Genomic DNA, 26,989 nt, shown 5'->3' on the forward strand with positions numbered 1-26,989 from the left:
TCAGCAGGACGGCGACCCACTGCTCCTCGTCCGGCGTTCCAACGACCTGCCGTGAGACGGCTCAGGCGAGGCAGGCACCTGTCGGTGCCGTCGTATCCGGCCTCGCGCATCGTCGTGAGCAACTCCTGCGGCCCCAGCGGCGCGCCGTCGGCGCGGTACCTCGTCCTGCTGACGCTGTTCGGCGCCCTGCCCGTCTATCGGCGGGCGGCGGCCGAGAGCCCGTACGGCCAGGGCTCGGTCGCGATGCTGGAGAGGGTTTGCGCTGCCGGGACGGGGGTATGCGGCTGCGCGACCGGGAGGCGAGGCTCATGACTGATCGCCTGTTTTCGGATCGCCGGGACGCGGGCCGCGTGCTCGCGGGACTCCTCACTCACTATCGCGGGCTTCCCGACGTCGTCGTCCTCGGCCTGTCGCGCGGCGGCGTGCCGGTGGCGTACGAGGTGGCGATCGCCCTGGGCCACCCGCTCGACGTGTTCCTGGTCCCCAAGCTCGGCACGCCCGGCCGCGAGGAGCTTGCCATGGGCGCGATCGCCGGCGGCGGGGTGATCGTGATCGAGGAGGACGTCGTACGCGGGCTCGGCCTCCAGGCCGACACCATCCGGCAGGTCGCCGAGCGGGAGGCCCGAAAGCTGGCGAGGCGGGAGCGGGCCTATCGGGGCGACACGCGCGCCGCGGATCTGCGCGGCAAGATCGTGATCATGGTCGACGACGGGCTGGCGACCGGGGCGAGCATGCGCGCCGCCGTCCGCGCGGTCCGGCAGCGGAAGCCGGCCAGGATCGTGGTCGCCGTGCCCGCCGCGCCGCAGTCCACCTGCGAGGAGCTGTCCACCCTGGTGGACGAGGCCGTCTGCGCGACCACGCCCACGCCCTTCTTCTCCGTGGGGGAGTCGTACTGGAACTTCACCCAGACCCCCGACGAGGAGGTGCGCAGGCTCCTCCGCGCGGCGGCCTCCGCGCGGGCCGCGGCCCCGCCCGCCCGGACCGACCTCGCGATCCTGCGCTCGGAGCTCGTGCCCGCCCAGGACGGTGTCCCCTCGGACGAGGTGCTGTTCCACATCGTGGGCGACGCGCGGTTCGTGCTGATCGGCGAGGCGTCGCACGGCACCCACGAGTTCTACGCCGCGCGTGCCCGGATGACGCGGCGGCTGATCGAGGCCAAGGGCTTCGTCGCCGTGGCGGTGGAGGCCGACTGGCCCGACGCCTACCGGGTGAACCGGTATGTCCGGGGACGCGGCGACGACGCGAGCGCCGAGGAGGCGCTTCGCGGCTTCCGGCGCTTCCCGGCATGGATGTGGCGCAACGCGGACGTGCTGGAATTCGCGGGGTGGTTGCGCGAGCACAACGATCGGCTCGGCGAGCGGTCGCGGGCCGGGTTCTACGGGCTGGACCTCTACAGCCTGCACCGGTCCGCCGACGAGGTCGTCGCCTACCCGGAGAAGGTGGACCCGGTCGCGGCGGAACGGGCCCGCAACCGCTACTCCTGTTTCGACCACAGCGACGGCGACGACGGGCAGGCGTACGGCTTCGCCGCCGCCTTCGGCGCGGGGGAGTCGTGCGAGCGGCGGGTGATCGACCAGCTGGTCGACCTCCAGCGCAACGCGCTGCGCTACCAGCGGGCGCAGGGGCTGCTCGGCGAGGACGAGTTCTTCCACGCCGAGCGGAACGCCGCGGTGGTGGCGGCCGCGGAGCGGTACTACCGCACGATGTTCGGCGGCCGGGTGTCGTCGTGGAACCTGCGCGACCGGCACATGGCCGACACCCTGTTCGCGCTGGCCGAGCACCTCGGCTGGCAGCGCGGCGACGCGGCGAGGATCGTGGTGTGGGCGCACAACTCCCACCTCGGGGACGCGCGGGCGACGGAGATGGGCGCGCGCGGCGAGCTCAACCTGGGCCGGCTGGTGCGCGAGCACAACCCGGAGGACTGCCGGCTCATCGGCTTCACCACCTACACCGGCACGGTCACGGCGGCCGACGACTGGGGCCGCCCGGCCGAGCGGAAGAACGTGCGACCGGCGCTGCCCGACTCGGCCGAGGAACTGTTCCACGAGGTCGGGCACAAGGAGTTCCTGCTCGACTTCGCGCATTCGGCCGGCGCGGCGGACCTGCTGCGCAAGGCGCTGCTCGAACGGGCCATCGGCGTCGTCTACCGCCCGGGCACGGAACGGCAGAGCCACTACTTCCAGACGCGCGTCTCCGACCAGTTCGACGCGGTGATCCACATCGACGAGACCCGCGCCCTGGAACCCCTGGAGCGTACGGCCCGCTGGGAGCGCGGCGAGGTTCCCGAGACCTACCCGGTGGCGGTCTGAGGGCAGGACGACGGGGCGGTGATCCGCCCGAGGAGGGGCCCGCGCGGCCGGGCCGGAGTCCGGCTCGCCGACGTCACCGGCCGTTCGGCTGCCGCTTCTCCGGTTTCCCCGAGCCCTCGCCGTCCGTGAACCGGTCGACGTCCGGCCGCATGGCTCTGAGAAGGCACTCGACGAGGGCGTCGGCGTACTCAGGGGTGAGCGGGCCGGAGCGGAGCAGCCAGCGCTGGTAGAGGGGCGCGTACAGCAGTTCGAGCGCCAGGTCGAGGTCGGCATCGGCGGCGAGCTGCCCGGCTCGCTGCGCGCTGCGCAGCCGGTCCTTCTTGGCCTCGTCCACCGGGCCGGCCAGCTTGGCGCGATACTGGGCGGCCAGAGCGGGGTCGTTGATGATCTCAGTGTTGAGCGCGCGGATCGGGCCCTCGAACGCGGGATCGGCGAATTCGGCCACCGTCGCCCGCATCACCACCTTGAGGTCGGCCTCCAGGTCGCCGGTGTCGGGCAACGCCATGCTCCGCTCCGGTCCGGCCTCGCTGAGCGCCAGGAAGGCGTCCAAGACCACCGCGCCCTTGGAGGGCCACCAGCGGTAGATGGTCTGTTTGCCCACGCCGGCCCGGGCCGCGATGGCCTCGATGGACAGCTTGGCGTACCCCACCTCGTGAACCAGCTCGCGGGCCGCGGTGAGGATGGCCTGCCGGGATCGCTCGCTGCGGCGGGCGGGATTTGGCTGCTTGACCATGCCCAGGATCGTACCACGCTGATGAGACGAGACGTTGCGTCTTGACAATCCCGCGAGGCGAGACGTACCGTCTTGCCTCGTCGTAACAGACCAGAGCAAGAGGGGGTGGAGCCCATGACCCGGGTGTGGTTCATCACGGGCGCGTCACGAGGACTGGGCCGGGCGTTCGCGGAGGCGGCGCTACGGGCGGGTGACCGGGTGGTCGGGGCCGCGCGCGACGTCGAACCGATCGCCGACCTCGCCCAGCGGTATCCCGACGACCTGGTACGGCTGTCGCTCGACGTCACCGACCGCGCGGCCGTGTTCGCGGCCGCGGAGCGGGCGGCCGCGGCCTTCGGCCGGCTCGACATCGTGGTCAACAACGCCGGCGCCATGCTCCTCGGCATGCTGGAGGAGGCGACGGAGGAGCAGATCAGAGCCCACTTCGACGTCAACCTGTTCGGCGCGATCTGGGTCACCCAGGCCGTGCTGCCCCACCTGCGGGCCCAGGGCGGCGGGCGCATCCTGCAGGTCACCACGATGGGCACCGGCGGGGGTTTCCCGATGGTCGGCCTGTACGCGGCCGGCAAGTCGGCGCTCGACTCGGTGAGCGAGGCCGTGGCGATGGAGGCCGAACAGTTCGGCGTCAAGGTCACCATCGTCCAGATGGGCGGCTACGACACCGGCCTGTTCACCACGGGCACAACGATGACGACGCCCGGCCCGCTCTACCAGGAGCTGCGCGACAAGCTGATCGAGATGTGGGGCGACGACGCCGGTCCAGCCCCGGACACCGCCGCTCCCGTGATCATGGAGCTGGTGGACCTGCCGGAGCCGCCGCGGCGTCTGATCGTCGGCGGCGCGTCCTACGACATGGTCCAGCAGAACCTTCAGGACCGTGTGGCGAACTACCGCGCCTGGGAGCACCTCAGCCGCAAGGCGCCCGGATGACGCGGGTGCCGGTGCACCGGCGATCGACGCCGGCATCGGTCAGGCGCCGCGTCAGGCCGGAGCGGTTGCGGGAGCGGTTTGCCGGACCGGCAACACGATTCACGGCGGCGTCACGGCCCGGTGGATGATCCACGCAGGAACCACCAGGTGCTTTGGAGGAATCAATGGCGCAGTCCGCTCCCGCCGCGGCCGTCACACATCGTCTGGTCCCGTCTCCCGCCGGTCGTGTCCACGTGGTGGAGCAGGGCTCCGGGCCGCTGGTGCTGCTGGTGCACGGGTTTCCCGAGTCCTGGTATTCCTGGCGGCACCAGCTGCCGGCGCTGGCCGCGGCCGGTTACCGGGCCGTCGCCCTGGACGTCCGGGGCTACGGCCGCTCCTCCAAGCCCGGGGACGTGGCCGCGTACCGGATGCTGGAGCTGGTCGAGGACAACGTCGCCGTCGTGCACGCCCTGGGCGAGCGGACGGCGGTGATCGTGGGCCACGACTGGGGCGCGACCATCGCCGCGAACTCCGTCCTCGTGAGGCCCGAGGTCTTCCGTGCGGTCGGCTTGCTGAGCGTGCCGTACGCCCCGCGCGGCGGGCCACGGCCCAGCGAGGTGTTCGCGCGGATGGGCGGAGAGGAGGAGTTCTATGTGAGCTACTTCCAGGAGCCCGGCCGGGCCGAGGCCGAGATCGAGCCGGACGTCCGCGGCTGGCTCGCCGGCTTCTACGCCGCCCTGTCCGCCGACACCATGCCGCCCGCCGCGGCCCCGGACCCGCACTTCGTGTCCCGGGGCGGCAGGTTGCGCGACCGCTTCCCCGCCGGCCGGCTGCCCGCCTGGCTCAGTACGGACGATCTCGACGCCTACGCGGCCGAGTTCGAACGGACCGGGCTGACCGGGGCGCTGAACCGCTACCGGAACATGGACCGGGACTGGGAGGACCTCGCGGGCTTCGACGGTGCTCCCATCACGCAGCCGTCGCTGTTCGTCGGCGGCGCGCTGGACGCCTCCACCACCTGGATGGCCGACGCCGTCGCGGCCTACCCGGTCACCCTGCCGGGCCTGGTCTCCTCGCGCGTACTCGACGGATGCGGCCACTGGATCCAGCAGGAACGGCGAGACGAGGTCAACGAGATCCTCACCGGCTGGCTCTCCTCCCTGCCCGCCTGAACTCCTGCCCGCCCGCCTGAAACGGCGAACGTCCGGGCCGGCCCGTGTGGGCCGGCCCGGACGTCATGTCAGGCTCAGACCAGGTCGAACCGGTCGAGGTTCATCACCTTGTCCCACGCCCGGACGAAGTCCTTCACGAACTTCTCCTTGGCGTCGTCGCTCGCGTAGACCTCCGCGACCGCGCGCAGCTCGGAGTTCGCGCCGAAGACGAGGTCGGCCCGGGTGCCGGTCCACTTGACCTCGCCCGTGGCGGCGTCGCGACCCTCGAACGCGGTCTGGTCCTCCGACGTCGACTTCCACTCCGTGCCCAGGTCGAGCAGGTTGACGAAGAAGTCGTTGGTCAGGACCTCGGGGGTCTCGGTGAAGACACCGAGCTTCGACTGCTGGTGATTGGCGCCCAGGACGCGCAGGCCGCCGATGAGGACCGTCATCTCCGGGGCGCTGAGGTTCAGCAGGTTCGCCCGGTCGACCAGCAGGTACTCGGCCGGCAGCCGGTTGCCCTTCCCGTAGTAGTTGCGGAACCCGTCGGCCGTCGGCTCGAGCGCGGCGAACGACTCGACGTCCGTCTGCTCCTGCGACGCGTCCACGCGGCCCGGCGTGAAGGGGACCTCGACGTCGAAACCGGCGTCCTTGGCGGCCTTCTCGACGGCGGCGCACCCGGCGAGCACGATCACGTCGGCGAGGGAGACCTGCTTGCCACCGGTCTGGGCGGCGTTGAACGACTGCTGGACGCCCTCCAGGGTGCGCAGCACGGCCGCGAGCTGGTCGGGGTCGTTGACCTCCCAGCCGATCTGCGGCTGCAGGCGGATGCGCGCGCCGTTGGCGCCGCCGCGCTTGTCGCTGCCGCGGAAGGACGCGGCCGACGCCCACGCGGTGGACACGAGCTGGGAGACCGACAGGCCCGAGGCGAGGATCTGGTCCTTGAGGGCGGCGATGTCGCCGGCGTCGACGAGCTCGTACGTCCGCTCCGGCAGCGGGTCCTGCCACAGCAGCACCTCGCTCGGGACCTCCGGGCCGAGGTAGCGGGCGACCGGGCCCATGTCGCGGTGGGTCAGCTTGAACCACGCACGGGCGAAGGCGTCCGCGAACTCGTCGGGGTTCTCCAGGAAGCGCCGCGAGATCTGCTCGTAGATCGGGTCGAACCGGAGCGCGAGGTCGGTCGTCAGCATCGTCGGGGCGTGACGCTTCGACGGGTCGTGGGCGTCGGGGACGGTGCCCGCCCCGGCGCCGTCCTTCGGCCGCCACTGGTTGGCGCCGGCGGGGCTCTTGAACAGCTCCCACTCGTAGCCGAAGAGGACCTCGAAGAAGGTGTTGTCCCACGTGGTCGGGGTTGGCGTCCAGATGACCTCGAGACCGCTGGTGATCGTGTCGCCGCCCTTGCCGGTGCCGTAGCTGTTCTTCCAGCCCAGGCCCTGCTGCTCGATCGGGGCGGCCTCGGGGTCGGGGCCGACGTTGTCGGCCGGGCCTGCGCCGTGGGTCTTGCCGAAGGTGTGACCACCGGCGATGAGGGCGACCGTCTCCTCGTCGTTCATCGCCATCCGGCGGAACGTCTCACGGATGTCGCGGGCCGCGGCGATCGGGTCCGGGTTGCCGTTCGGGCCCTCCGGGTTGACGTAGATGAGGCCCATCTGGACCGCGGCGAGCGGGTTCTCCAGCTCACGGTCGCCGCTGTAGCGCTCGTCGCCGAGCCAGGTGGTCTCCGGGCCCCAGTAGACGTCGTCGTCGGGCTCCCAGGCGTCCACCCGGCCGCCGGCGAAGCCGAAGGTCTTGAAGCCCATCGACTCCAGGGCGACGTTGCCGGTGAGGATCAGGAGGTCGGCCCAGGAGATCTTCTTGCCGTACTTCTTCTTGACCGGCCACAGCAGCCGGCGGGCCTTGTCGAGGTTCCCGTTGTCCGGCCAGCTGTTGAGCGGGGCGAAGCGCTGCTGGCCCGAGCCGGCGCCGCCGCGGCCGTCGCTGATCCGGTAGGTGCCCGCGCTGTGCCACGCCATCCGGATCATGAGCGGCCCGTAATGGCCGAAGTCGGCCGGCCACCAGTCCTGCGAGGTCGTCAGCACCTCCGCGATGTCCCGCTTGACCGCCGCGAGGTCGAGGGACTTGAACGCCTCGGCGTAGTCGAAGTCCTCACCGAGGGGGTTGGCCACGGCGGGGTTCTTGGCGAGGATCTTCAGGTTGAGGCGCTCCGGCCACCACTGGTGGTTGGCGCTGCCCTGGGTCGGGTGCGGGGCGCGCGTGTGCGCGACCGGGCAGCCGCCTTCGCCCTCCGTCTTCGGGTCTACAACGATTGCGTCGTGGTTCTCAGTCAAGGGAATCCTTCTGAACTAGCTGGATCATGGGGCTCAGGAAGTGCGAACGGTGGAACAGCCGGGGCACAGGCCCCAGTAGATGACGTCGGCCTCGTCGATCGTGAAGCCGTGCGTGTCGGACGCGGTCAGGCACGGCGTCTCGCCGACCGCACAGTCGACGTCGGCGACGACACCACACGACCGGCACACGACGTGGTGGTGGTTGTCGCCCACGCGACCCTCGAACCGGGCCGGGCTGCCGGCCGGTTCGATGCGGCGTACGAGTCCCGCCGCGGTGAGCGCGTGGAGAGCCTCGTACACGGCCTGCAGGGAGACGTGGCCCACGCGGTCGCGCACCCCGGAGGCGATCGCCTCGACGTCGAGGTGGTCACCGCTGCGGACGGTCTCGAGCAGTGCGACGCGGGCGGCCGTCACCCGCAGGCCGACGCCCCGCAGTTCCTCGGCGGTGGTCGGAGTCCTGGGCGCGCTCATGCGGCTAAACCTATCGCACTAAACACGAACAATTCAAGAGAGCGAATCACCCAAATGTCTAGGTCTCTCAGGTGATGTCCGTCTCGCTGCGGCATGCGCACCTTGTGAGCGGTGCCGGGGGTGTCACGGACATGCCGGTGCCCGCCCCCCAGGTGATCGGGGGCGGTCCCGAAGTCCCGTGATCGCGGGACTTCGGCCCAACCGGTTCCCCGCGCCGTCCCTCAAACGGCGGTAGAACCTCTCATCGGCTTGCGCAAAAGCCGGTCGCGGCGCTGCCTCCGGCGTACGCGCGGGGGTACCTACGCACCAGTCCGCGGTTTTCGAGGAGGGGAATCCCCCCATGACCACAATGACCGAGCACCACCCGCACACCGGACACGATCATCATCATGGCGCCGAATGCGGCCATGTCGCGGTGCCGCACGGCGACCACGTGGACTACGTCCACGACGGCCACCTGCACCGGGTTCACGAGAACCATGTCGACGAGTGCGAGGTGAGCGGGCACGTCGTACACGACGCGCACGACCACGAGCACGGGCCGGGGTGCGGGCACGTGGCCGTGCCGCACGGCGACCACGTCGACTACATCCACGACGGGCACCACCACATGCACCACGACGGCCACTGGGATGACCACTAGGACACTCCCCGGCCGGGGCTCCCCGGCGGGGAGCGGACGATGCGACCGGCGCTCGCGGCGCCGCTGATCGCCGCGGCCGGCCCGGCGGGCGGGGCCGACCTGACCGCGGCGCGGACCCAGATGGCCCTGTCCCTGGGATGGCACATCATCGTCGCGTGCCTGGGGGTGGGCATGCCCGCCCTGCTGCTGTTCACCGAGTGGCGGGGGCTGCGCGGAGGCGACGACGACTACCTGCGCCTCGCCCGCCGCTGGGCGAAGGCGGTGGCCGTCCTGTTCGCCGTCGGGGCCGTCTCGGGCACGATCCTCAGCTTCGAGATGGGCCTGCTGTGGCCGGGCCTGATGGGCGTGTACGGCCAGGTGATCGGGCTTCCGTTCGCGCTGGAGGGCATCGCGTTCTTCCTTGAGGCGATCTTCATCGGGATCTACCTCTACGCGTGGGACCGGCTCTCGCCCAGGGCCCACCTGCTGAGCGGGGTGCCGGTGATGATCGCCGGTGTGGCCTCGGCGTTCTTCGTCGTCTCGGCCAACGCGTGGATGAACCAGCCGCGCGGCTTCCTCCTCCAGGGCGGCCGCGTCACGCACGTGTCGCCCTGGGCCGCCATGTTCAATCCCGCCACTCCGCCGCAGACCATCCACATGATCGTCGCGGCGTTCATGGTGTCGGGCTTCGCCACCGCGTCCGTCTACGCCGTGGCCCTGCTGCGCGGGCGGCGGGACCGCTACCACCGCCTCGGCTTCCTCGTGCCCTTCACCGTCGCGGGGGCGCTGGCGCCCGTCCAGATCCTGGTGGGCGACTACGCCGCGCGTTTCCTCGCCGACTACCAGCCGACGAAGCTCGCCGCGATGGAGGGGGTCGCCCGGACCGGGTCGCACGCGCCGCTCAGCGTGGGCGGGGTCTTCGTGGACGGGCGCATGCGCTACGCGCTGGAGATCCCCAACGGACTGTCGCTGCTGGTCGGCTACAGCCCGGACACCGTCGTCCAGGGCCTGGACCGCACGCCCCCCGCCGACCGGCCGCCCGTCACACCGGTCCACCTGTGCTTCGACACGATGGTCGGCATCGGCGTCCTGCTCCTGCTGCTGGCGGCCTGGCTCGCCTTCAGCTGGTGGCGGCGGCGCGAGATCCCGCGCTCCCGGCTGTTCCTGTGGCCGGCGGCCGCCTCCGGCGTGCTCGCCGTCGTCGCCGTCGAGGCGGGCTGGGTCGTGACCGAGCTCGGCCGTCAGCCCTGGGTCGTGTACGGCAGGCTGCGCACCGCCGATGCGGTCAACCCCGCGCCCAATCTGTGGGCGGGTCTCCTGCTGCTGGTCGCCGTCTACACCGTCCTCACGGTGTCGACCGTGTACGTGCTGCGGCTCATGGTCCGCGCCCGGCCGGTGGCCGCGCCGCAGGAACGGGAGACGCTCTGATGGACGCGGCGCAGGTCCTGCTCGGGGTCATGTGGGTCGGCCTGACCCTGTACGCGCTGCTCGGCGGTGCCGACTTCGGCGGCGGCCTGTGGGACCTGCTGGCCGGGGGCAGCCGGACGGGCATGCCCCAGCGGCGGCTCATCGAGCACTCGCTCGGCCCGGTCTGGGAGGCCAACCACGTCTGGCTGATCTTCGTGCTCGTGGTGCTGTGGACCGGTTTCCCGCCGGTCTTCGCGGCGGTGATGTCCACGCTCTACATCCCGCTCACGCTGGCCGCGGTCGGGATCATCGGCAGGGGGGCCGCGTTCGCGTTCCGCAAGAGCAGCACCGAGCTGTGGCAGCAACGCCTGTTCGGCGCGGCCTTCGCGCTGTCGTCGGTGCTCACGCCGTTCTTCCTCGGCACGGTGGCCGGGGCCGTCGCGTCCGGCCGGGTGCCGCCCGGCCTCGCCAGGGGAAGCCTGGTGGGCGCTTGGGTCAACCCGACCTCGATGCTGGGCGGGGTCCTGGCGGTGGCCGTCTGCGCCTACCTGGCCGCGGTCTACCTGTGCGACGACGCCGTGCGCTCCCGCCTGCCCGGGATGGCCGAGGTCTTTCGGCGCAGGGCGCTGGCCGCGGCCGCCGTCACCGGCGTGGTCGTCCTCGGCGGCATCGGAGTGCTGCACGCCGACGCCCCCCGGCTCTTCACCGGCCTCACCCACCGCGCGCTGCCGCTCGTCCTGGCGAGCGCCGTGCTCGGCGTCGCCTCCATCGCGCTGCTGTGGCTGCGGCGCTACCTGCTCGTACGCGGCACCGCCGCCCTGGCCGTGGCCGCCGTGATGTGGGGGTGGCCGGTGGCGCAGTATCCGCTCATGCTGCCGCCGGCCGTGTCCTTCCGGCAGGCGGCGGCGGAACCGGCGGTGATCACGGCGGTTCTCGCCGTCGCCGGGGCGGGCGCACTGCTGGTGCTGCCGTCGATCGCGTGGCTGCTCGCCGTCCAGCGCCGCCTGCCGTTCGAGCGGGGCAGCCCCGGCTGAGCCGCACCGGCGGCGGGCGCCACGGGGCGTCCCGACCTGCGGGGATAGGCTGGGTGCAGGGGTCGGAGGATGCGTGATCTGCTGAGGGAGTCGCGCCGGCCCCACCGCGTGCGCGCGCACCCGTACGCCCCCTGGTTCGCCGTGGGCGCGGTGTGCATCGGCGCGTTCATGGGACAGCTGGACGCGAGCATCGTCACCCTGGCCTTCCCGGCGCTGGAGCGGGAGTTCGGCGCCTCGCTGGCGGCCGTGCAATGGGTGTCCCTGGGCTACCTGCTGGTGCTGGTCGCGTTGCTGGCCGGGGCCGGAAGGCTTGCCGACGTGGCGGGCCGCAAGCTGGTCTACCTCTACGGTTTCGTCGTGTTCACCGTCGCCTCGGCCGCCTGCGGGCTGGCGCCGTCCCTGGCGGTGCTGGTGGCCTGCCGGCTGGTGCAGGCGACGGGCGCGGCCATGCTCCAGGCCAACAGCGTGGCCCTGGTCGTGTCGAGCGTCCCCCGGGCGCGGATGCGGGCCGGCCTCGGCATGCAGGCGGCGGCCCAGGCTCTCGGCCTGGCCCTGGGGCCGGCCCTCGGCGGAGTGCTGGTCGCCACGGCGGGATGGCGGTGGGTGTTCTGGATCAACGTGCCGGTCGGCTGCGCGGCCGTGATCGCCGGGCGCTACCTGCTGCCGCGCACGCGGCAACGGGGGAGGGGCGGCCGCTTCGACTGGCAGGGACTGGTCCTGCTCGGGGCCTCCACCAGCGCCCTGCTGCTCGCCGCCTCCGTGATCGCGGGCTTGGAGCTGCCGTCCTGGTCGGTCCCCGTCCTGCTCGCCGTCGCCGCCGGGGCCGCCATCGGCTTCTGGCGGTGGGAGGCGCGGGTGCCGTCCGCGCTCATCGACACCGGCCTGCTCCGCAACCGGGTCGTCAGGGCGGGCCTCGCAGGAGCGCTGTGCGGCTACCTGGTGCTGTTCGGCCCGCTGGTGTCGATCCCGCAGGTCCTCGTGGCCGGCGGGACCGGCGAACTGGTCGCCGGCCTGGTTCTGACGGCGCTGCCCGGGGGCTTCGCGGCGAGCGCCCTCATGGGCGACCACCTGCTGCCCCGGGCCTGGGGCGACCGGCGCAGGTGCGTCGCCGGCGCCATGGTGGCGGCCGCCGGCTGCGCGCTGCTGGCCGCGGATCCCGTCGCCGAGGGCTGGGCCGGGGCCTGCCTGGCGCTGACGGGCGCGGGGCTCGGCCTGTTCGTGCCCGCCAACAACACCGTCGTCATGGGCGCCGTCCCCGAACGGGTGTCCGCCACAGCCGGCGGCATGGTGAACATGGCACGCGGCGTCGGCACGGCGCTCGGCATCGCCGCGGTGACCCTGGCCCTGCACCTCGCGGGAGGCTCCCACGAGGCGGGCGCCCGCGCCGCTCCCGCCGTCCTGGCGGCCGTGGCGCTGCTCGCCGCCCTCACCGCTTCTGGCCGGGTGGTGCGGCCGGGGGCCGGCCCCTACCCTGGTCGCTCATGACGACCGTGCGAAAGGGCGAGCCTCGTGAGCGATGAGGATGCGGCGGCCCGGCTCCGGGAGATCTGCCTGAGCCTGCCGGAGGCCGTGGAGAAGCCGTTCGGGGGCCACACCGCGCCCTCATACCGGGTCGGCGACAGGTTGTTCGCGATGACCAGCGAGGACGGGCGGTCGCTGACGTTCAAGGCCGGCCCGGGGGTGCAGGACGCCCTCGTGGCCTCGGACCCGGAGCGCTTCTTCGTCCCGCCGTACGTCGGCCGCAACGGCTGGGTCGGCGCACGCCTGGACGCCGATCAGGACTGGGACGAGATCGCCGGGCTGATCGAGGACAGCTACCGGCTGATCGCGCCGAAACGGCTGGTCCGGCTCCTCGGCGAGTAGAGGGTGGCTCAGAGCGGCGGATAGGCGTTGGCGAGGAGCTGCCGGAACTGCGCCCCGAACCACTGCCCGGCCGGCGGGGCGTACGGGAGCGCCCCGCTGGGCACGGCCGCCTGGGCGTATGCGGGATCGCACATCGGGTCGGGCCGGATGCCGTCGGGACTCGTGACGTTCACGCTCGAGCCGTCGGAGACGCCCGGCGGCTTGATCCACGCGTACGCGTCGATGCCGGCGGCGGGGATGGCCGCGGGCCGCGCGCCGAGCCCGGCGCCCGACTGGTTGCACCAGTTGCCGACGCTGTGACGGCGGTCCGTCCGGGACTCGTCGACGAACCGGTTCACGTCGCCGGAGGTGCTGGTGCGGACCGGGCGAGACGGGCCGCCCCAGCCGCCGCGCGAGGTGTCGATCACCATGCCGATGCCCGGCCCGAAGCCGGCCGCGATGAGCCGCTGCCGGAACGCCTGGGCGAACGAGAGTTCGTCCACGTAGTCGTTTCCGGCCACCCACCGCGAGCTCTTCACCGGCAGGCCCATGTGGGTGTTGTAGTACGGCTCGACCAGGGCGCCGTACCCGGCGACGTTCACCGTGAAGCCGTGCACGGGTGAAGGCTGCCCTCCGGCCGCGCCCGCGATGCTCGCGAGCAGGTCGGCGGCCCGGCCGAAGTTGTCCGGATGGCCGACGACGCCGTGGTGGGAGGCGTCGAGGTAGACGTACACGTTGGGGATGGCGTGCAGCCGGGTCACCGCGTACCGCACCGCCGCGGGGTAGGCGCCGCTCGCCTGTACGGCGGAGCAGCGGGAGGTGGCGGCGGGCAGGAGCAGCCCGGGCAGGAAGTCGGGTTCGACGACCGCCACGATGCGCAACCGCTGGTAGGCCGGGTCGGCCAGGATCGCGGCGATCGGGTCCACGTACTCGCTCCGGTAGCGGTTCAGGCCGTCGGACGTCACGCTGAAGTCTCCGTTGGAGACCAGGTGGGTGCAGTTCCGGTCGGGCAGGTCGTCCAGCACGATCTGGATCGTGAGCGGGGCCTGGCCGAAGGCGTCCTGTACCACGGCCTCGTTCAGATGCGCGCGCAGCCCGGGGGAGGAGGCGGTGCCCTCGATGAGGGAGACGCGGTCGAGCCAGACGCCGGTCGGCTGGTCGGCCACCGCCGCACCGCCGGGCTCGGCGGCGGCCGACGCCGACCACCAGGGATCGACGTAGCGCTCGGCGGCCACGTAGGGGTTGTCGACGCGGGTGTCCGCGGCGGCGGGGGTGGCTGTGAGGACCGCCGTGACCGGCAGGAGGATGATCGCCGCGACCATCGCCATGAGACGCGCTCCCAGTCGCACCGCCATGCCGTGCCTCCTCGCCGCGTGAGATCTTCGTCACCACGCACGATTCACCGGCCGGGCGGGCGCGTACAGCGCCCGATCGCACCGCCCGCCGTACGCGCGGCCGCACCGGGGGAGACCACCCGCTCTCATCTCGGCGAACGCCGGCCGCCCGATGCCGCCGCCCGCCGCCTCGCCTGAAAGCTTCAGCACCCGGAAGCTTCAGTCGCTCGGAAGCTTCAGTCGCTCGGAAGCTTCGGCGCTCGGAAGCTTCGGGCGGGACGCCGTGGAAGCCGTCACCGCGCCGGGGCCGCGGACTCCGTGACACGGGCGCCGGTCACGACGAGTCCCAGGCAGACCAGGGCCGCGGCCGCCACCGCCGCCAGCATGACGGGGTAGGAGAGCCACGACGACAAGGTCGCCAGCACGGTGGGGAGCAGGAAGCCCGCGTAGGCGAGCGTGTAGTAGATGCCGGTCAGACCGGCCAGGTCGTCGGGGCCGGCCATGCGCTGGATCTCCAGCAGCCCGGAGACCACCGCGATGCCGTAACCGGCTCCGAGGGCGGCCGCGGCGACGGCCGCGAGCCACGGCGACAGCAGCACCGCGTTCGCCGCGCACAGCGCCGCGCCGAGGAGCATCACCGCCATCGCCGCCACCGGGGCCCGTCCCGTACGGGTTCCGGCCTCACCGTTTCCCGCCTTGCCGTTTCCCGCCTCACCGTGCAGCCACCTGGCCACGGGCTGCACGGCCGCGCCCGTGCCCAGGGTCAGCACGGTCAGCCCGGTCGCGTACGCCAGCCCCCAGTCCCCGACGCGGAAGCCGACCAGCTGGGGCATGACCGCGTACGCCAGCCCTGCCGCGCCGAACACCCACGGCGCCATCGGCAGGACCACGAGCCGGAACCGCCTGCGGGCCGGCGCGGGGACACGCAGGTCGTCCACCAGTGCCGTGAGGAGCTGTCGGACCGAACCCGTCGCGTCCGCGAGCGGCGGCCGCGTCTCCGGCACCCGCAGGAGCAGCACGGGTATCGCCACGGTGATGAGGAGGTGGACGGCGTACGGGCTCACCATGGGCCACGGCCCCCACTGGGCCAGCACGCCCGCGACCCCCGCGCCGAGGCCGAATCCCGCCGTCTGGCACAGTGCGGCGCGGCGTGCGGCGAGCCCGCCGTCGGCCCCGCTCGACAGCTCCTTCACCCAGCTGCTGCCCACCGACATGGCGATGCCGACCGCGAAACCGGTGATCAGCCGGCCCGCGTAGATGGGCCAGGCGCTCTGGCCGCCGAAGCAGAGCACCAGGCTCGCGACGGCCGAGGCGACGGCGCCGGCCACCAGCACCGGACGTCGCCCGTGCCGGTCGGAGACGGGCCCGGCGAGCAGGAGCCCCGGCACGAGTCCGACGACGTACGCGCCGAGGAAGGCGTCGACGCTGAGCGTGGAGTAGCCGCCCAACCTGCGGTACATCAGCAGCAGCGGGGTGAACTGGTTGCCGCCCCACCCGCAGGCGAACATCGCCGCGGCGACGGTCCGCCAGGAGTCCGGCCGGGGCGTGGTTGCAGGCAAGGGGGCGGCCTGCCGGGGTTCCGGCATCCGCTGGGTTTTTGGCATGGGGAAAGTCGGACCTTCGCGAGGAGTGATGTGCGTGAGGAAGACGCGGGTCAGCGGTCGTCGCGGCCGGCGGTGTACGGCGAGCCGTGCGTCGCGGTGAGATGACCGAGCAGGGCCGAGGCGAAGGCCGCGCTGTCGCCGCGGAGGAGGTGGTCGAGGAGGGCCTCGTGCTCGTCGGCCAGCAGGGACAGCCGCTCCGGCCGCGGGCTCAGCGCGGAGATGCTCATCCGCCGCTGCCGGTCGCCGAGCGTGGCGTAGAACCGGCCGGCCAGCCGGTTCCCCGACGCTTCGACGATGCACCGGTGAAACGCCTCGTCCGCGTCGGCGAACCGGCCGACGTCCGCGGCCTCGGCGAGGTCCCGCTGACGCCGCAGCAGTTCCCGCATCTTCTCGTGGTGATCGCCGTGCAGTCCGGTTCGCGCGATGCGCTCCGCCGCGGACCGCTCGAGGGCCAGTCGCAGCTCCAGGACGTCCGCGGCCTCTCCCGGCGGCACCGGCACCACCACCGCACCGCGCTTGGGGTGGAGCGCCAGCAGCTCCTCCGACTCCAGCCGCAGGAACGCCTCCCGTACGGGCGTCCTGCTCACGCGTACCCGTTCGGCGATCTCACCCTCGCTGATGAGGCTGCCTCCCGGCAGCTCGCCGGAGAGGATCAGCTCCTTGGTCACGGCGTACGCGGTGTGGGCGGCGGACGGGCGCTTCGCGGGATCGGCCATGCGGAGAGCGTAGCAGTGATAGATACAAGTTGTATCTATGGGGTCCGCGTCACGGGCGGCCGGGGTGGTGTCCGCCCTGACCTTCTGCGGAGCCGGCGCCCAGACGTCATTCCTGCTTCGGGTTCCCGAGTCAGAGGACCCCGCGTGGTGGACCTTCTTCCAGAGAGTCCAGACGTAGCACCAGGGCCCGCCGGATTTCTGGTGCGGTTGAGGCTTTCTCCCGGGCAGGGGGTCGTGATACAGATCACAGAGGAAACCGGAATTTCCCGCCGGTTGAGGAGGCTTTGTCGCGTTATGAGGTTCTTCCCGGTGATCGTGTGGCTCGTCGAGCGGCTGCACGTCGACCTGTGCCGCATGAACAGTCGACTCTGTCCCTGAACGCGGTCACCACCCCCTTCTCCTCACCCCGCATGCCGCCTCGGCGTCAGCATGCCCTTCTGTCGGAGTCTCGTTCGTGAAGAAACTCTCCTTCTCCCTGCAACTGCTGCTCGGTCTGGTGATAGGCGCCGCCCTCGGGTTCGTCGCCCGCGCCGGTGACGTCACCTGGCTCACCACCACCCTCACCGAAGTCGGCAAGATCTTCGTCCAGCTCCTCAAGCTCGCGGTCGCGCCCCTGGTCTTCACGGCGGTCGTCGTCAGCGTGGCCAACCTGCGCAACGTCAGCGGCGCCGCCAGGCTCGCGGGAAAGACGCTGCTGTGGTTCCTGATAACCTCGCTGATCGCGGTGGTCTTCGGCATCGGCCTCGGCCTGATTCTCAATCCCGGCCAGGGCGTCACCATCTCCACCGCGGGGGCGAAGGCCGTCGACCTTGAGGGCGCGGGAACCTGGCTGGACTTCCTGACCGGCATCATCCCGACCAACATCGTCACCGCCTTCACCGAGCTCAACGTCCTCCAGATCGTCTTCCTGGGGGTCGTCCTCGGCGCCGCCGCCCTGGCAGTCGGCGAGAAGGCCGAGCCGTTCCTCGACTTCAGCCGGTCCGTGCTCGATCTGGTGCAGAAGGCTCTGTGGTGGGTCATCCGGCTGGCCCCGATCGGCACCGCCGGTCTGATCGGCAAGTCGGTGGCCAGCTACGGCTGGGACCTGCTAGCCCCGCTCGCCAAGCTCAGCGCGGGCGTGTACATCGGCTGCCTGCTGGTGCTCCTGGTGAGCTACCCGCTTCTGCTCGCCTTCGTCGGCAAGGTCAGCCCGCTCACCTTCTATCGCAAGGCATGGCCTGCGATCGAGCTGGCCTTCGTCTCCCGCTCCTCAGTCGGGACCATGCCGCTCACCCAGCGGGTCACCACCGAGCGCCTGGGCGTGGACCGCGACTACGCCGCCTTCGCGGTGCCGTTCGGAGCGACCACCAAGATGGACGGCTGCGCCGCCATCTATCCCGCGCTCGCGGCGATCTTCGTGGCCCAGGTGTTCGGCGTCCATCTCGGCGTGGGTCACTACCTGCTGATCGCGTTCGTCTCCGTGGTCGGCTCGGCCGCGACCGCCGGTCTGACCGGCGCGATCGTGATGCTCACCCTGACCCTGAGCACACTGGGCCTGCCTCTGGAGGGCGTCGGGCTGCTCCTGGCGATCGACCCGATCCTCGACATGATCCGTACCGCGACGAACGTCACGGGGCAGATGGTGGTGCCCGTCCTGGTCGCCCGTTCCGAGGGCCGTCTCGACGAGGCGGTGTTCAACGCTCCGCCGCAGCCTCTGGACGAAGCCCCCGCCGCGGTTCGTCCCGCGTCGGGCCCCGAACCTGCTCTCACCTGAGCCTCCGTCCGGTCTGCCGGTGGCGACGGCCTCGCCCACGACTCCGGGTCGTGGGCGAGGCCGTCCGCCCGACGGGAGTGCCCGGCCTGTCACCGCGGCCCGGCACAGACGGCACGCGGTCGCGCGCGTCGCAGCCGTCGGGCCGGCAGCCCCGGTCACGTCGGCGCCGCGAGCGGCGAGATTTACGGGGTGCTGGGGGTGCCAGGCGACTACGACGGCGTCGCCCGGCAGTGCCCTGATGTGGGCGGCCAAGGCCGCGGCCGCCGGTCGTATCAAGGGGCCCCGAACGGCTGACCGTCTCCGCCTGCATCAAGGGCCTCCGCCACCGAGGGGTACCGGTCGAAGGCCGGCAGCAGGCGCGTGAGGGCCAGAATGCGCTCGACACGGGGCTCCATGCCGACGAGCGCGAGGCCGATGTCGAACGCCTGACAGCCTCTCAGGACGTACACCAGGGCGGACAGACCAGTCGAGTCACAGAACGGCACCGCGGAGAGGTCGAGCACGAGTCCGGCGGGTTCGGTCTTCCATACCGTCCTGGCGGCGGCCTTGAGCCGCTCGGCGGTGCTGCGGTCGAGGTCACCTGCGACCGTGAGGATGGCCCGCTCACGCTCATAGCGCGAGCGGATGTCGAAGGCGGGGTTCGCGGGCGGGATCACGGCCCTGCTCCTTTCGGGAACGGGGTCCACCTTGCCCGGAAACTCAGGCGGACGAGACCGAAGACCGGTCTCAGCCTTGATCCTTACTGGGATCGTTATCTGCTTCCCGAGGTCGGTCAAGGCGAGAACGGCCCCGCGTCCTCCCCGAGAAGGAGAGCGGGCGCCCTGATGGGTGGACCACCCGCCCCGTCGGTTCATGGCGCGCTTACGGGTCGTGACACTCAGCACGACGATCCGGCAGCCGGGCCGACGAAGCCGTAGACGCCGATTGCCGCCGTCCTGAGCACCCGGCACCTGCCTACTGGCCGTGCCGCCTCCGGCGGCCCTGCCGGAGGCGGCGAGGTCGCATCAGCCGACGCGCGCCGACCGGTTGGTCTCGCTGGTGCTGCTGCTGCGGCAGCACGGTCGGCTGTCCGCGGCCGCGCTGGCCCGCGAGCTGGAGGTATCCACCCGCACCGTGCTGCGCGACATCGAGGCGCTGTCCGCAGCCGGCGTCCCGGTCTACGCCGAACGCGGGCGGCACGGCGGGTTCGCGTTGTTGCCAGGTTTCCGGACCGAGCTCACCGGACTGAATCACGACGAGGCCCTTGCCCTGCTGGTCGCCGGATCGCGGCGCGGCGCACAGGCGTTCGGCCTCGGCTCGGCGCTCGCTTCGGCGATGCTCAAAGTGGTCGACGCGCTCCCCGAGAGCTATCGGGACACCGCGGCCGGCGCGGCCGAGCGATTGCTCATCGACCCGGAGACCGACCTCCTCTCGCGTCGGCTGGTCGACGAGGAGGTGCCTGACGCCATAGTCGCCGAGGTCCTGCGCGCGGTGTTCGCCGGACACAGGCTGCAGATCCACTACGCGGCTGTGGACCAGACCCCGAAGTGGTGCACGGTCGACCCGATCGGCCTGGTCACCGTACGCGACCGGGGCTACTTGCTGGCCACGAGGTCTGGCGCGGACCGCACCTACCGGCTGTCCCGGATCTTGGCCGCCAAGCGACTCGCCGAACCCGCACAGCGACCGGACCGGGTCGATCTGGGCCGGACCTGGGAGGAACGCAGCACGCGGTTCCGGACCGGCGGCGACCAGGTCACCGTGCTGGTTCGGGTGGACCCGGCGCGGCGGGAGGACCTGGTGAGCACCGCCTTGAGCGTCCGCGCCGAGGAATTCGACGCGGACGGCTGGCTGCGTATGGAGATGACCTTCCAAGATCCGAGACACGCCGAATGGGCGCTGTGGCAGCTCACCACGAACGCGGAAGCCCTGGCCCCGCAGTGGTTGCGCAACTCCCTGCGTGACCGCGCCGCCGCGATCGCCGCCCGCTACGAAGCGTCGTCCTGAGAGTCGTCCCCGCGTGCTGGTGGGGTGCCGCCCAAGGCGGCTCGGAGCGGCAGGAACGAATCCGCGCCGGCCGGCGAGCGAGGGCCCGGCGCGGTGACACGTCCTCGGGACGAGGTTAGGCTTACCTAAGCAGTCTGATGAAGGGAACCCCCTATGGCGACGACCGAACCGGCGCGGCGCGCGCCCCGGGCGACCACCGGCGTGGTGGAGCGCACCGAGCGGCTGACCCCGCACATGATCCGGGTGGTGCTCGGTGGTGAGGGGCTCGCCGGTTTCGAGGCGGGCGAGTTCAGCGACCACTACGTGAAGCTGCTGTTCCCGCTGCCGGGAGCGGCCTATCCGGAGCCGTTCGACATCGCGGTGATCCGTGCCGAGTTGCCCCGCGACCAGTGGCCGAAGACCCGGACCTACACCGTCCGGGCCTGGGACCCGGAGGCGCGGGAGCTGACCATCGACTTCGTCTACCACGGGGACGAGGGGCTGGCCGGGCCCTGGGCGCTGCGGGCCAGGCCGGGCGACGTGATCCACTTCCTGGGCCCCGGCGGGGCGTACGCGCCGAGCGCGGAGGCGGACTGGCACCTGCTGGCCGGGGACGAGAGTGCGCTCCCGGCGATCGGCGCCGCACTGGAACGGCTTCCCGCAGGGGCGCCCGCCCGGGTGTTCGTCGAGGTCGAGGGCCCGGAGGAGGAGCAGAAGCTGCAGACGCAGGGCGACGCGGAGATCGTGTGGCTGCACCGCCGCGGCGCACAGGTGGGCGAGGCGCTGGTGCGGGCGGTGCGGGAGCTGGAGTTCCCCGAGGGCGTCGTGCACGCCTTCGTCCACGGCGAGGCGAACTTCGTCAAGGAACTGCGGCGATACCTGCGGGTGGAGCGCGGCCTGCCGCTGGAGTGGCTGTCGATCTCCGGCTACTGGCGCCGGGGCCGTGACGAGGACGGCTGGCAGTCCTCCAAGCGCGAGTGGAACCGCAGCATCGAGGAAGAGGAGTCCGCCGCCCTCGGCGGCTGACAACGGCCCCGCGACCGGAACTCATCATCGTCACCCGCGCTCGCCCCGGCGACGATGATGGGCTCCGGGTCGATGCCCACGCGGTGCGCGCGCGGCGAACGGGGGACACGGCAGGCGGGTGCACGCGGCGCCGGGCGGTTTTAGATCCGCGTTACGCGCTCGCCGCTATGGTGACGCCCGACGACGTCTCGGGGAGCGGTCTCGGGAGTGCCCATGTCACAGCGAAAGGTGAAGCGCATGCGCGCCGCCATGCGGCGCGAGGAAGCCAGGCGGCGCGAGGAGCGCAGGCGGCTGACGCGCAGGGTCACATACGCCACCGCCGCGGTCGTGGCGGTGGTCGCCGTCGCGACGGGGGTGCTGGTCTTCATCTCCGCCGGAGCGCCGGACACGGCGACGCCCGTCGCGAACGCCACGCCGTATCCGTCCTCCTCGGCCACGGGATCGGCCACAGGGGCGGCCACGGCATCGGCCACGGGGGCGGCGGTGAACTCGGCCACGCCGTCGGCGCCCGTGTCGCCGTCCACCGGCGCGGCACGTAAGGCGACGGCATCCGGCGGATGACGCGGCCCGGGGGGCCGAGCCCGGCACGGTGACCGGGTGGCCGGGCGGGGTTCGCCGCGGCCGGGCGGGGGTTCACCGCGCCCGGCCGGGATGCACCGCGCCGGCCTTCTCCTGCCCGGGCGTGAACGGGCGACCCGGCCTACCCGACGACGCCGGAGACGCTGGGCGGCCAGATGCCGACGTTCAGGAGCCGGTGCGCGTAGAAGTAGGCCACGAGCTGACTGCGGTTGCTGCAGGCGAACTGGACGAGCAGCTTGCTGATGCGCTCCGCCACGGTGTACCGGCTGAGGTGCATCTCGCGGGCGATCCTCGTCGTCGTATAGCCCCTGGCCAGCATGACGATCAGCCACCTGTCGCGATCATTTATCAGGCCGTCGGAAACAAGGTCCATGTGCAGTCCCGGGTCGGATCGCCGTTCGACTGAAGGGAGCCTGGTGGGAGTCCCTTTTGCGCGACCCTAGAAAGGGGCGCTTAACGATCGGTATGGCCTGACCATGGCCCCGGTTATGGTCCTCCCGGCCGCGCCGGTAGCCCACGTTTGTGGGGTTGTGTTACCTGCTCTTCCCCGGCTCATACTCGACCTGCGACGCGTTCCGGTCAGTCCGGGGACGAGCGGAGAGCCGCTCACATCGCTCAGGAGCAGACCGACAGCGGGAGGGCGAAGTGAAGGGCAGGCTGTGTTGAGAGATGTCGTGACGGCCGTGGGGCTCACCAAACGCTATCGGGGCAGCGAGAGACCGGCCGTGGACGACGTCTCATTCGAGATCGCCGGGGGGGAGACCGTCGGACTCCTGGGCCCCAACGGCGCCGGCAAGACGACACTGATCAAGATGATCTGCGGAGTCACCACCCCCACCTCCGGTGAGATCCGGGTCTTCGACGCCGATCCGGTGCGCCAGCCCGTCCTCGCGAAGAGCGGCATCGGGGCGATGCACCAGACCGGTCCGTTCGACATGATGCTGCCGGCGCTCGACAACCTGCGGATCGCCGCCCGGTTCCGTGGGCTGCGGTGGCGCGACGTGCGGCCGTGGGCGCTGGAGGTGTCGGACTTCCTCGGCCTGAGCGGTGCGATGCAGCGCCTGGTCTTCCAGATGTCGGGCGGTCAGCGGCAGCGGTTGCAACTGGTGCGGGCGCTGCTCACCATCCCGCAGTTGCTCATCCTCGACGAGCCCTCCGCCGGCCTGGACGTCGCGGGGCGGCGCCAGGTCGAGCGCTTCGTGACCTGGCTGCGCGAGGAGCACGGCGTCACCGTGCTGTGGACCAGCCACCACATCGACGAACTGGAGCGCAACAGCCAGCGCGTCCTGGTCATCGACCGGGGGAAGGTGCTGCGCTTCGCCAAGCCGCGCGAACTCGTGGAGGAGTTCGGCAGCACCCACCTGCTGGTGACCGTCGAGGATCCCGCCTCGGGCGGTCTCGTGGCCGCCTGGGCGGAGTCCGCGGGCCTGCGGGCCAAGGCCGAGGACGACGAGGTGCGCATCGACGACGCGAACGCGCGCGACGTGCTGCCGGAGCTGTCCCGATACTGCCAGGACCACGCGATCGCGATCACCGGAGTGTCGACCGCCGTGGACTCGCTTGAGGAGGTCTTCCTCCGGATGACCGGGAACGAGGGGTGACGATGGCCGCCGGGCTGCACTTCCACACCGCGCCCCCCGCCCGGACCGCGAGGGCGGCGGACCTGTCCGCGGTGCTCTACCGGGAGTACGCGCTGCTCGCCCGCAACCGGGTCTACCTCATCCTCGGCCTGACGCCGATGCTGGTCTACCTGCTGCTGGTGAACACCTCGCTGAGCAACCTCGTCAGGGTCGTCGACTACAAGGGCGTCAGCGTCGGGTTCGCGGTCTTCCTGCTCCCCATGACGCTGGCGATGTCGGTCGTCAGCGCGGCGGGCACGTCCGCGATGGCCGTGTTCCAGGAGGAGATGAGCGGGGTGGCCACGCAGTTGTGGTCGTACCCCATGCGCAGGTCGCGCTTCCTGCTCGGCAAGATGATCGCCGGAGTGTCGCTCGTGCTGGGGCAGACCCTGCTGGGCCTCGCCGTCGCGGCGATCATGTTCCACCTCCCGTTCGGCCCGGAGAACTGGCTCGGGCTGCTGACGGCGCTCACGCTGTCGGCCCTGGCGCTCAACGGGCTGTACCTGGCGGCCGCGATCACGATCACGGACTACCAGGCCTTCATGGTGCTGTCGAACGTGTCGATGCCCGTTCTCGTCTTCAGCGCCCCCTCGATGTACACCACCGAGAGCATGCCCACCGTGCTGCAGTGGATCTCCGTGGTGAACCCGCTGACGTACGCGATCAACGGCATGCGGGACGCCGCGGTCTTCGGTTTCGGCGAGGCGTGGGTGGACCTGCTCGTGCTGGCGGTCATGGCGGTCGTCGGCTACGCCGTGGGCGGCCGGGCCCTGCTCAACCGCGCCGGCAACATCTGAGCCGGCGACATCCGAGCCCGCACCATCCGAGCGCACTATCCGACCCCGCCGGCTCGATCCCGGCACCTCACCTCGACCAGGGCAAGGGGACGATGCGGACAGACACCTCCTCCCACTCATGGATCCTCTCCCTTTCCGACCAGTCGAAGGTCCGGTTGCCGGGGACGGACCGGGCCCGGGACCCGGCCGCCTCGCTGGAGATGGCCGGCCGTGCCGGACACAGGGCCGGGATCACCCGGGTCGCGGACATCACGATGCTCGACACCCTCGGAATCCCGACGTTTCAGGCGATAAGACCCACGGCCCGGACTCTCGCCGTCTCTCAGGGGAAGGGCGTCACTCCCGACCTGGCGAAGCTGTCGGCGATGATGGAGGCCATCGAGCTCTGGCACGCGGAGCAGCCCATGCGGCCGGTCGCGACGGCCTCCCCCCGCGAGGTGGCAGGGAAACTGGGCTACGACGTCCACGCTCTCCCGCTGTGCACGCCGACCCTGCTGCACGACGGCCTGCCGCTGGACTGGGTCGCCGCCAAGTCGCTGGTCGACGGGTCGCAGACCCTCGTCCCGAGGGACGTGGTGGAGTTCACCCTCGTCCGCAGGACGGGCTGGAACCCGCCGGCGTTCTTCTCCTCGACCAACGGCCTGGCCAGCGGGAACACGCAGGCGGAGGCCGTCCTGCACGCGTTGTACGAGGTGATCGAACGGGACGCGGTGACGGCCTTCGTGACCGGCGGCGACCGGGGCGTCCGCGTCGACCCGCGCTCGCTCGGGTCGCCGGTCGTCGACGACCTGTGCGTGACGATGGAGCGTGCCGGGGTCCGCCTGGAAGCGAGGTCCCTGACGTCGCCCACCGGGCTGCCGTGCTTCGTCGCCCGGATCACCTGCGACGACTATCCTCCGCCGTTCCTGGGCTTCGGCTGCCACCTGAGCTCGGAGATCGCGCTCAGCCGCGCCCTCACCGAGGCCGCGCAGGCCAGGCTGGGCTACGTCTCGGGCGCCCGTGACGACCTGCGTCCCGACATCCAGGACGACCTGGGCGCCAAGCGCCGGCCGGAGCCGGTCGGGGAGGCCGGAGCGCCGATATCGCCCATGCACGCGCACGAGAGCCTGGTCGACGACCTGGAGGACGTGGTGAAACGGGCCGCGGTCGCCTTCTCCCACGCGCCCCTCGTCGTCGACCTGACGAGGGAGGACATCGGAGTTCCGGTCGTCAGGGTGCTGGCGCCGGGGAGCCGCGTCTGCCCGGAGGTGTTCTGATGAGCGGGGGTCTTCTGATGAGCGGGGTGTTCTGATGAGCTCGCCGAACGTGGTCGTCTACACCGGCCCGACGATCTCCCGGGACGAGGTCCTGGGCGTCGTGCCACAGGCTCGGGTACGGCCGCCCGTGGCCCGGGGCGACCTCCTCGCCGAGACCTGGAGCCCCGACGACACCGCCGTCATCATCGACGGCTACTACCGCGAGCGGTTGTCGGTGGGCCACAAGGAGATCCTCTGGCTGATCGACGAAGGCGTGCACGTCATCGGGGCGGCCAGCATGGGCGCGTTGCGCGCGGCGGAGCTGAGCCCGTACGGCATGAGCGGCGCGGGGACCGTGTTCGACATGTACGCGACCGGCGAGGTCGACGGGGACGACGAGGTCGCGGTGGTGCACGGACCGGCCGACCGGGGATACCCGGCCGGGACGGTGGCGCTGGTCAACATCCGGTACGGCTGCCGCGAGGGCGCCCGGACGGGCCTGATCCCGGCGGCGGCCGGGGAGCGGATCGTGCGTGCGGCGAAGGCGCTGCCCTTCATGCAGCGGACCTGGCGCGAGCTGGACGCGGCGGTGGACTCCGGCGACCGCGAGCATCTCGGGACGCTGGAGCGGCTGATCGGCACGGGCGAGTGGGACGTCAAGCGGCTGGACGCGATGGCGGCGCTGCGGGCGGTCGGCGGGCGCCGCGGCGAGAGGTCCGCGGACTGGGCGGCCGACACGGCGCTGACGGGGATCACCCACTACGAGGCGCTCAAATGGCGGTCGAGGCGCGAGTACGCGCCCGGCATGTGGATGACCGACCTCGACGTCGTGAACGCGGGGCGGCTGTTCGGCGACGACTATCCCCGCCTGCACGAGGAGGCGCTGACCGGCCTGCTGACGGACTTCGCCGCGGCTCAGGGCCTCGGCCTCGAGGCGTACGCCCGGGCGAGGCTCGGGGTCGCAGAGTCCGCCGCCCTGCCGCCCGTCCTGGCGTCGTGGCTCACGGAATCGGAGCTCGCCGCCCTCCCGGTCGCCGAGCAGCTCCGGCTGGTCATGGTGCGGGTCTGGCCGATCTGGCAGTCGGAGGACTGGAGGCCGGTCGTCCTGGAACGGGTCAGGGAGTCGGGCCACTGGCACGAGTGGTCCGAGATCGTCGCCCGCGCCGACGAAGCCGCGGAGCGGAGCCGCGGCAGGCTCGCCGTCCCGCCGCCGGAGATCTGCGCGAAGATCTTCCTGCGTCACTGGCACCGCAAGGGGACCTCGGCGGAGGTGGAGTTGGCCCGGCGGGGCTTCACCGGCATGCAGGAGCTGGGACACACCGTGAGGAGGTTCTTCGCCCTCGACGTCCAGAACGCGCGTGCCCCCGAGCGGCGAGCCGACGAGTGAGCGGAGCGGTGGGCCGAGGGACGAGGCCGCCCGCGTAGCGAATGAGGAGGGGAGCGCGACCATGAGAGCTGAGCGGCGAGCCGACGAGTGAGCGGAGCGGTGGGCCGAGGGACGAGGCCGCCCGCGTGGCGAATGAGGAGGGGAGCGCGCCTATGGGCACGGGAGCCGC

At 71.8% G+C, this 26,989-nt stretch carries 25 protein-coding genes; 16 read left to right on the forward strand and 9 right to left on the reverse strand.

Translation table 11 applies throughout. The features are described from left to right. Positions 1 to 51: 51 nt before the first annotated feature. Positions 52 to 312, forward strand: coding sequence for a hypothetical protein (locus FLW16_RS13995; RefSeq protein WP_142560450.1), 261 nt, complete (start codon positions 52 to 54; stop codon positions 310 to 312). Next, positions 309 to 2,309 carry an erythromycin esterase family protein gene (locus FLW16_RS14000; RefSeq protein WP_142560451.1) on the forward strand — a complete coding sequence of 667 codons (2,001 nt, stop codon included), beginning with the start codon at positions 309 to 311 and terminating at the stop codon, positions 2,307 to 2,309. The genes FLW16_RS13995 and FLW16_RS14000 overlap by 4 nt, the downstream gene beginning before the upstream one ends. A gap of 73 nt (positions 2,310 to 2,382) precedes the next feature. On the opposite strand, the gene FLW16_RS14005 is transcribed toward FLW16_RS14000, so the two are convergent. After that, positions 2,383 to 3,042, reverse strand: a complete 660-nt coding sequence (locus FLW16_RS14005; protein WP_260615248.1) for a TetR/AcrR family transcriptional regulator — start codon at positions 3,040 to 3,042, stop codon at positions 2,383 to 2,385. A 114-nt stretch (positions 3,043 to 3,156) separates the two neighbouring features. On the opposite strand from FLW16_RS14005, the gene FLW16_RS14010 reads away from it, so the two are divergent. Then, positions 3,157 to 3,972: an SDR family NAD(P)-dependent oxidoreductase gene (locus FLW16_RS14010; protein WP_142560452.1), complete on the forward strand. Its 816-nt coding sequence runs from the start codon at positions 3,157 to 3,159 to the stop codon at positions 3,970 to 3,972. Between the two features lie 164 nt (positions 3,973 to 4,136). Next, on the forward strand, positions 4,137 to 5,123 hold the full coding sequence (locus FLW16_RS14015) for an alpha/beta fold hydrolase (protein ID WP_142560453.1): 987 nt from the start codon (positions 4,137 to 4,139) through the stop codon (positions 5,121 to 5,123). 74 nt (positions 5,124 to 5,197) lie between these two features. Here the strand turns inward: FLW16_RS14015 and katG are convergent, their stop codons facing one another. Further along, positions 5,198 to 7,429, reverse strand: coding sequence for a catalase/peroxidase HPI (katG, locus tag FLW16_RS14020; RefSeq protein ID WP_142560454.1), 2,232 nt, complete (start codon positions 7,427 to 7,429; stop codon positions 5,198 to 5,200). 33 nt (positions 7,430 to 7,462) lie between these two features. Further along, positions 7,463 to 7,900, reverse strand: a complete 438-nt coding sequence (locus FLW16_RS14025; protein WP_142560455.1) for a Fur family transcriptional regulator — start codon at positions 7,898 to 7,900, stop codon at positions 7,463 to 7,465. Between the two features lie 340 nt (positions 7,901 to 8,240). Between FLW16_RS14025 and FLW16_RS14030 the strand changes: the two genes are divergently transcribed. The 5 genes from FLW16_RS14030 to FLW16_RS14050 all read left to right on the forward strand — a co-directional run bounded on the left by FLW16_RS14030 (position 8,241) and on the right by FLW16_RS14050 (position 12,826). Continuing rightward, the gene (locus FLW16_RS14030; protein ID WP_142560456.1) at positions 8,241 to 8,543 is read left to right on the forward strand and encodes a hypothetical protein; all 303 of its coding nucleotides are present in this window, start codon (positions 8,241 to 8,243) and stop codon (positions 8,541 to 8,543) included. Positions 8,544 to 8,582: 39 nt separating this feature from the next. After that, entirely contained in the window at positions 8,583 to 9,950 is a 1,368-nt protein-coding gene (locus tag FLW16_RS14035; RefSeq protein WP_142560457.1) for a cytochrome ubiquinol oxidase subunit I, read from the forward strand. Further along, the gene (locus FLW16_RS14040; protein WP_142560458.1) at positions 9,950 to 10,963 is read left to right on the forward strand and encodes a cytochrome d ubiquinol oxidase subunit II; all 1,014 of its coding nucleotides are present in this window, start codon (positions 9,950 to 9,952) and stop codon (positions 10,961 to 10,963) included. The genes FLW16_RS14035 and FLW16_RS14040 overlap by 1 nt, the downstream gene beginning before the upstream one ends. A gap of 69 nt (positions 10,964 to 11,032) precedes the next feature. Then, entirely contained in the window at positions 11,033 to 12,448 is a 1,416-nt protein-coding gene (locus FLW16_RS14045) for an MFS transporter (protein ID WP_142560459.1), read from the forward strand. Between the two features lie 24 nt (positions 12,449 to 12,472). Then, on the forward strand, positions 12,473 to 12,826 hold the full coding sequence (locus FLW16_RS14050) for an MmcQ/YjbR family DNA-binding protein (RefSeq protein ID WP_142560460.1): 354 nt from the start codon (positions 12,473 to 12,475) through the stop codon (positions 12,824 to 12,826). A gap of 8 nt (positions 12,827 to 12,834) precedes the next feature. Here FLW16_RS14050 and FLW16_RS14055 read toward each other — a convergent pair whose 3' ends face one another. The 3 genes from FLW16_RS14055 to FLW16_RS14065 form a co-directional block, all read right to left on the reverse strand. Beyond that, a complete protein-coding gene (locus tag FLW16_RS14055; protein ID WP_142560461.1) occupies positions 12,835 to 14,160 on the reverse strand; it encodes a glycoside hydrolase family 6 protein in 1,326 nt (441 codons plus the stop codon). A 272-nt stretch (positions 14,161 to 14,432) separates the two neighbouring features. Next, the gene (locus FLW16_RS14060; protein WP_221891065.1) at positions 14,433 to 15,698 is read right to left on the reverse strand and encodes an MFS transporter; all 1,266 of its coding nucleotides are present in this window, start codon (positions 15,696 to 15,698) and stop codon (positions 14,433 to 14,435) included. A gap of 95 nt (positions 15,699 to 15,793) precedes the next feature. Beyond that, positions 15,794 to 16,459 carry a GntR family transcriptional regulator gene (locus FLW16_RS14065; protein ID WP_142560462.1) on the reverse strand — a complete coding sequence of 222 codons (666 nt, stop codon included), beginning with the start codon at positions 16,457 to 16,459 and terminating at the stop codon, positions 15,794 to 15,796. Positions 16,460 to 16,913: 454 nt separating this feature from the next. On the opposite strand from FLW16_RS14065, the gene FLW16_RS14070 reads away from it, so the two are divergent. Then, entirely contained in the window at positions 16,914 to 18,212 is a 1,299-nt protein-coding gene (locus FLW16_RS14070) for a dicarboxylate/amino acid:cation symporter (protein WP_142560463.1), read from the forward strand. A gap of 272 nt (positions 18,213 to 18,484) precedes the next feature. On the opposite strand, the gene FLW16_RS14075 is transcribed toward FLW16_RS14070, so the two are convergent. Then, entirely contained in the window at positions 18,485 to 18,868 is a 384-nt protein-coding gene (locus FLW16_RS14075; protein WP_260615249.1) for an STAS domain-containing protein, read from the reverse strand. 307 nt (positions 18,869 to 19,175) lie between these two features. Between FLW16_RS14075 and FLW16_RS14080 the strand changes: the two genes are divergently transcribed. Both FLW16_RS14080 and FLW16_RS14085 read left to right on the forward strand, forming a co-directional pair. Next, entirely contained in the window at positions 19,176 to 20,198 is a 1,023-nt protein-coding gene (locus FLW16_RS14080) for a YafY family protein (protein ID WP_260615250.1), read from the forward strand. 153 nt (positions 20,199 to 20,351) lie between these two features. After that, positions 20,352 to 21,203, forward strand: coding sequence for a siderophore-interacting protein (locus FLW16_RS14085; protein WP_142560464.1), 852 nt, complete (start codon positions 20,352 to 20,354; stop codon positions 21,201 to 21,203). Positions 21,204 to 21,343: 140 nt separating this feature from the next. Here the strand turns inward: FLW16_RS14085 and FLW16_RS14090 are convergent, their stop codons facing one another. After that, complete coding sequence (locus tag FLW16_RS14090) at positions 21,344 to 21,727, reverse strand: hypothetical protein (RefSeq protein WP_142560465.1); 384 nt, start codon at positions 21,725 to 21,727, stop codon at positions 21,344 to 21,346. A 176-nt stretch (positions 21,728 to 21,903) separates the two neighbouring features. Then, complete coding sequence (locus FLW16_RS14095; protein WP_139577711.1) at positions 21,904 to 22,155, reverse strand: LuxR C-terminal-related transcriptional regulator; 252 nt, start codon at positions 22,153 to 22,155, stop codon at positions 21,904 to 21,906. Between the two features lie 352 nt (positions 22,156 to 22,507). Between FLW16_RS14095 and FLW16_RS14100 the strand changes: the two genes are divergently transcribed. The 4 genes from FLW16_RS14100 to FLW16_RS14115 all read left to right on the forward strand — a co-directional run bounded on the left by FLW16_RS14100 (position 22,508) and on the right by FLW16_RS14115 (position 26,820). Next, positions 22,508 to 23,383, forward strand: a complete 876-nt coding sequence (locus FLW16_RS14100) for an ABC transporter ATP-binding protein (RefSeq protein WP_221891066.1) — start codon at positions 22,508 to 22,510, stop codon at positions 23,381 to 23,383. 2 nt (positions 23,384 to 23,385) lie between these two features. Further along, a complete protein-coding gene (locus FLW16_RS14105) occupies positions 23,386 to 24,198 on the forward strand; it encodes an ABC transporter permease (RefSeq protein ID WP_142560466.1) in 813 nt (270 codons plus the stop codon). A gap of 92 nt (positions 24,199 to 24,290) precedes the next feature. After that, positions 24,291 to 25,454, forward strand: a complete 1,164-nt coding sequence (locus FLW16_RS14110; protein WP_142560467.1) for a YcaO-like family protein — start codon at positions 24,291 to 24,293, stop codon at positions 25,452 to 25,454. 34 nt (positions 25,455 to 25,488) lie between these two features. Further along, positions 25,489 to 26,820: a TfuA-like protein gene (locus FLW16_RS14115; protein WP_142560468.1), complete on the forward strand. Its 1,332-nt coding sequence runs from the start codon at positions 25,489 to 25,491 to the stop codon at positions 26,818 to 26,820. The last annotated feature ends 169 nt before the right edge of the window (positions 26,821 to 26,989 follow it).

The organism is Microbispora sp. KK1-11 (genome assembly GCF_006874435.1).
Taxonomy (GTDB): Bacteria; Actinomycetota; Actinomycetes; order Streptosporangiales; family Streptosporangiaceae; genus Microbispora; species Microbispora catharanthi.

What these genes read in the sequence shown, in the direction of transcription:
- FLW16_RS14105 (WP_142560466.1), top strand. Translation starts at nt 23,386, where the DNA reads ATGGCCGCCGGGCTGCACTTCCACACCGCGCCCCCCGCCCGGACCGCG.
- FLW16_RS14010 (WP_142560452.1), top strand. Translation starts at nt 3,157, where the DNA reads ATGACCCGGGTGTGGTTCATCACGGGCGCGTCACGAGGACTGGGCCGG.
- FLW16_RS14065 (WP_142560462.1), bottom strand. Translation starts at nt 16,459, where the DNA reads ATGGCCGATCCCGCGAAGCGCCCGTCCGCCGCCCACACCGCGTACGCC.
- FLW16_RS14015 (WP_142560453.1), top strand. Translation starts at nt 4,137, where the DNA reads ATGGCGCAGTCCGCTCCCGCCGCGGCCGTCACACATCGTCTGGTCCCG.
- FLW16_RS14005 (WP_260615248.1), bottom strand. Translation starts at nt 3,042, where the DNA reads ATGGTCAAGCAGCCAAATCCCGCCCGCCGCAGCGAGCGATCCCGGCAG.
- FLW16_RS14045 (WP_142560459.1), top strand. Translation starts at nt 11,033, where the DNA reads ATGCGTGATCTGCTGAGGGAGTCGCGCCGGCCCCACCGCGTGCGCGCG.
- FLW16_RS14000 (WP_142560451.1), top strand. Translation starts at nt 309, where the DNA reads ATGACTGATCGCCTGTTTTCGGATCGCCGGGACGCGGGCCGCGTGCTC.
- FLW16_RS14085 (WP_142560464.1), top strand. Translation starts at nt 20,352, where the DNA reads ATGGCGACGACCGAACCGGCGCGGCGCGCGCCCCGGGCGACCACCGGC.
- FLW16_RS14040 (WP_142560458.1), top strand. Translation starts at nt 9,950, where the DNA reads ATGGACGCGGCGCAGGTCCTGCTCGGGGTCATGTGGGTCGGCCTGACC.
- FLW16_RS14025 (WP_142560455.1), bottom strand. Translation starts at nt 7,900, where the DNA reads ATGAGCGCGCCCAGGACTCCGACCACCGCCGAGGAACTGCGGGGCGTC.
- FLW16_RS14055 (WP_142560461.1), bottom strand. Translation starts at nt 14,160, where the DNA reads ATGGCGGTGCGACTGGGAGCGCGTCTCATGGCGATGGTCGCGGCGATC.
- FLW16_RS14110 (WP_142560467.1), top strand. Translation starts at nt 24,291, where the DNA reads ATGCGGACAGACACCTCCTCCCACTCATGGATCCTCTCCCTTTCCGAC.
- FLW16_RS14115 (WP_142560468.1), top strand. Translation starts at nt 25,489, where the DNA reads ATGAGCTCGCCGAACGTGGTCGTCTACACCGGCCCGACGATCTCCCGG.
- FLW16_RS14095 (WP_139577711.1), bottom strand. Translation starts at nt 22,155, where the DNA reads ATGGACCTTGTTTCCGACGGCCTGATAAATGATCGCGACAGGTGGCTG.
- FLW16_RS14030 (WP_142560456.1), top strand. Translation starts at nt 8,241, where the DNA reads ATGACCACAATGACCGAGCACCACCCGCACACCGGACACGATCATCAT.
- FLW16_RS14035 (WP_142560457.1), top strand. Translation starts at nt 8,583, where the DNA reads ATGCGACCGGCGCTCGCGGCGCCGCTGATCGCCGCGGCCGGCCCGGCG.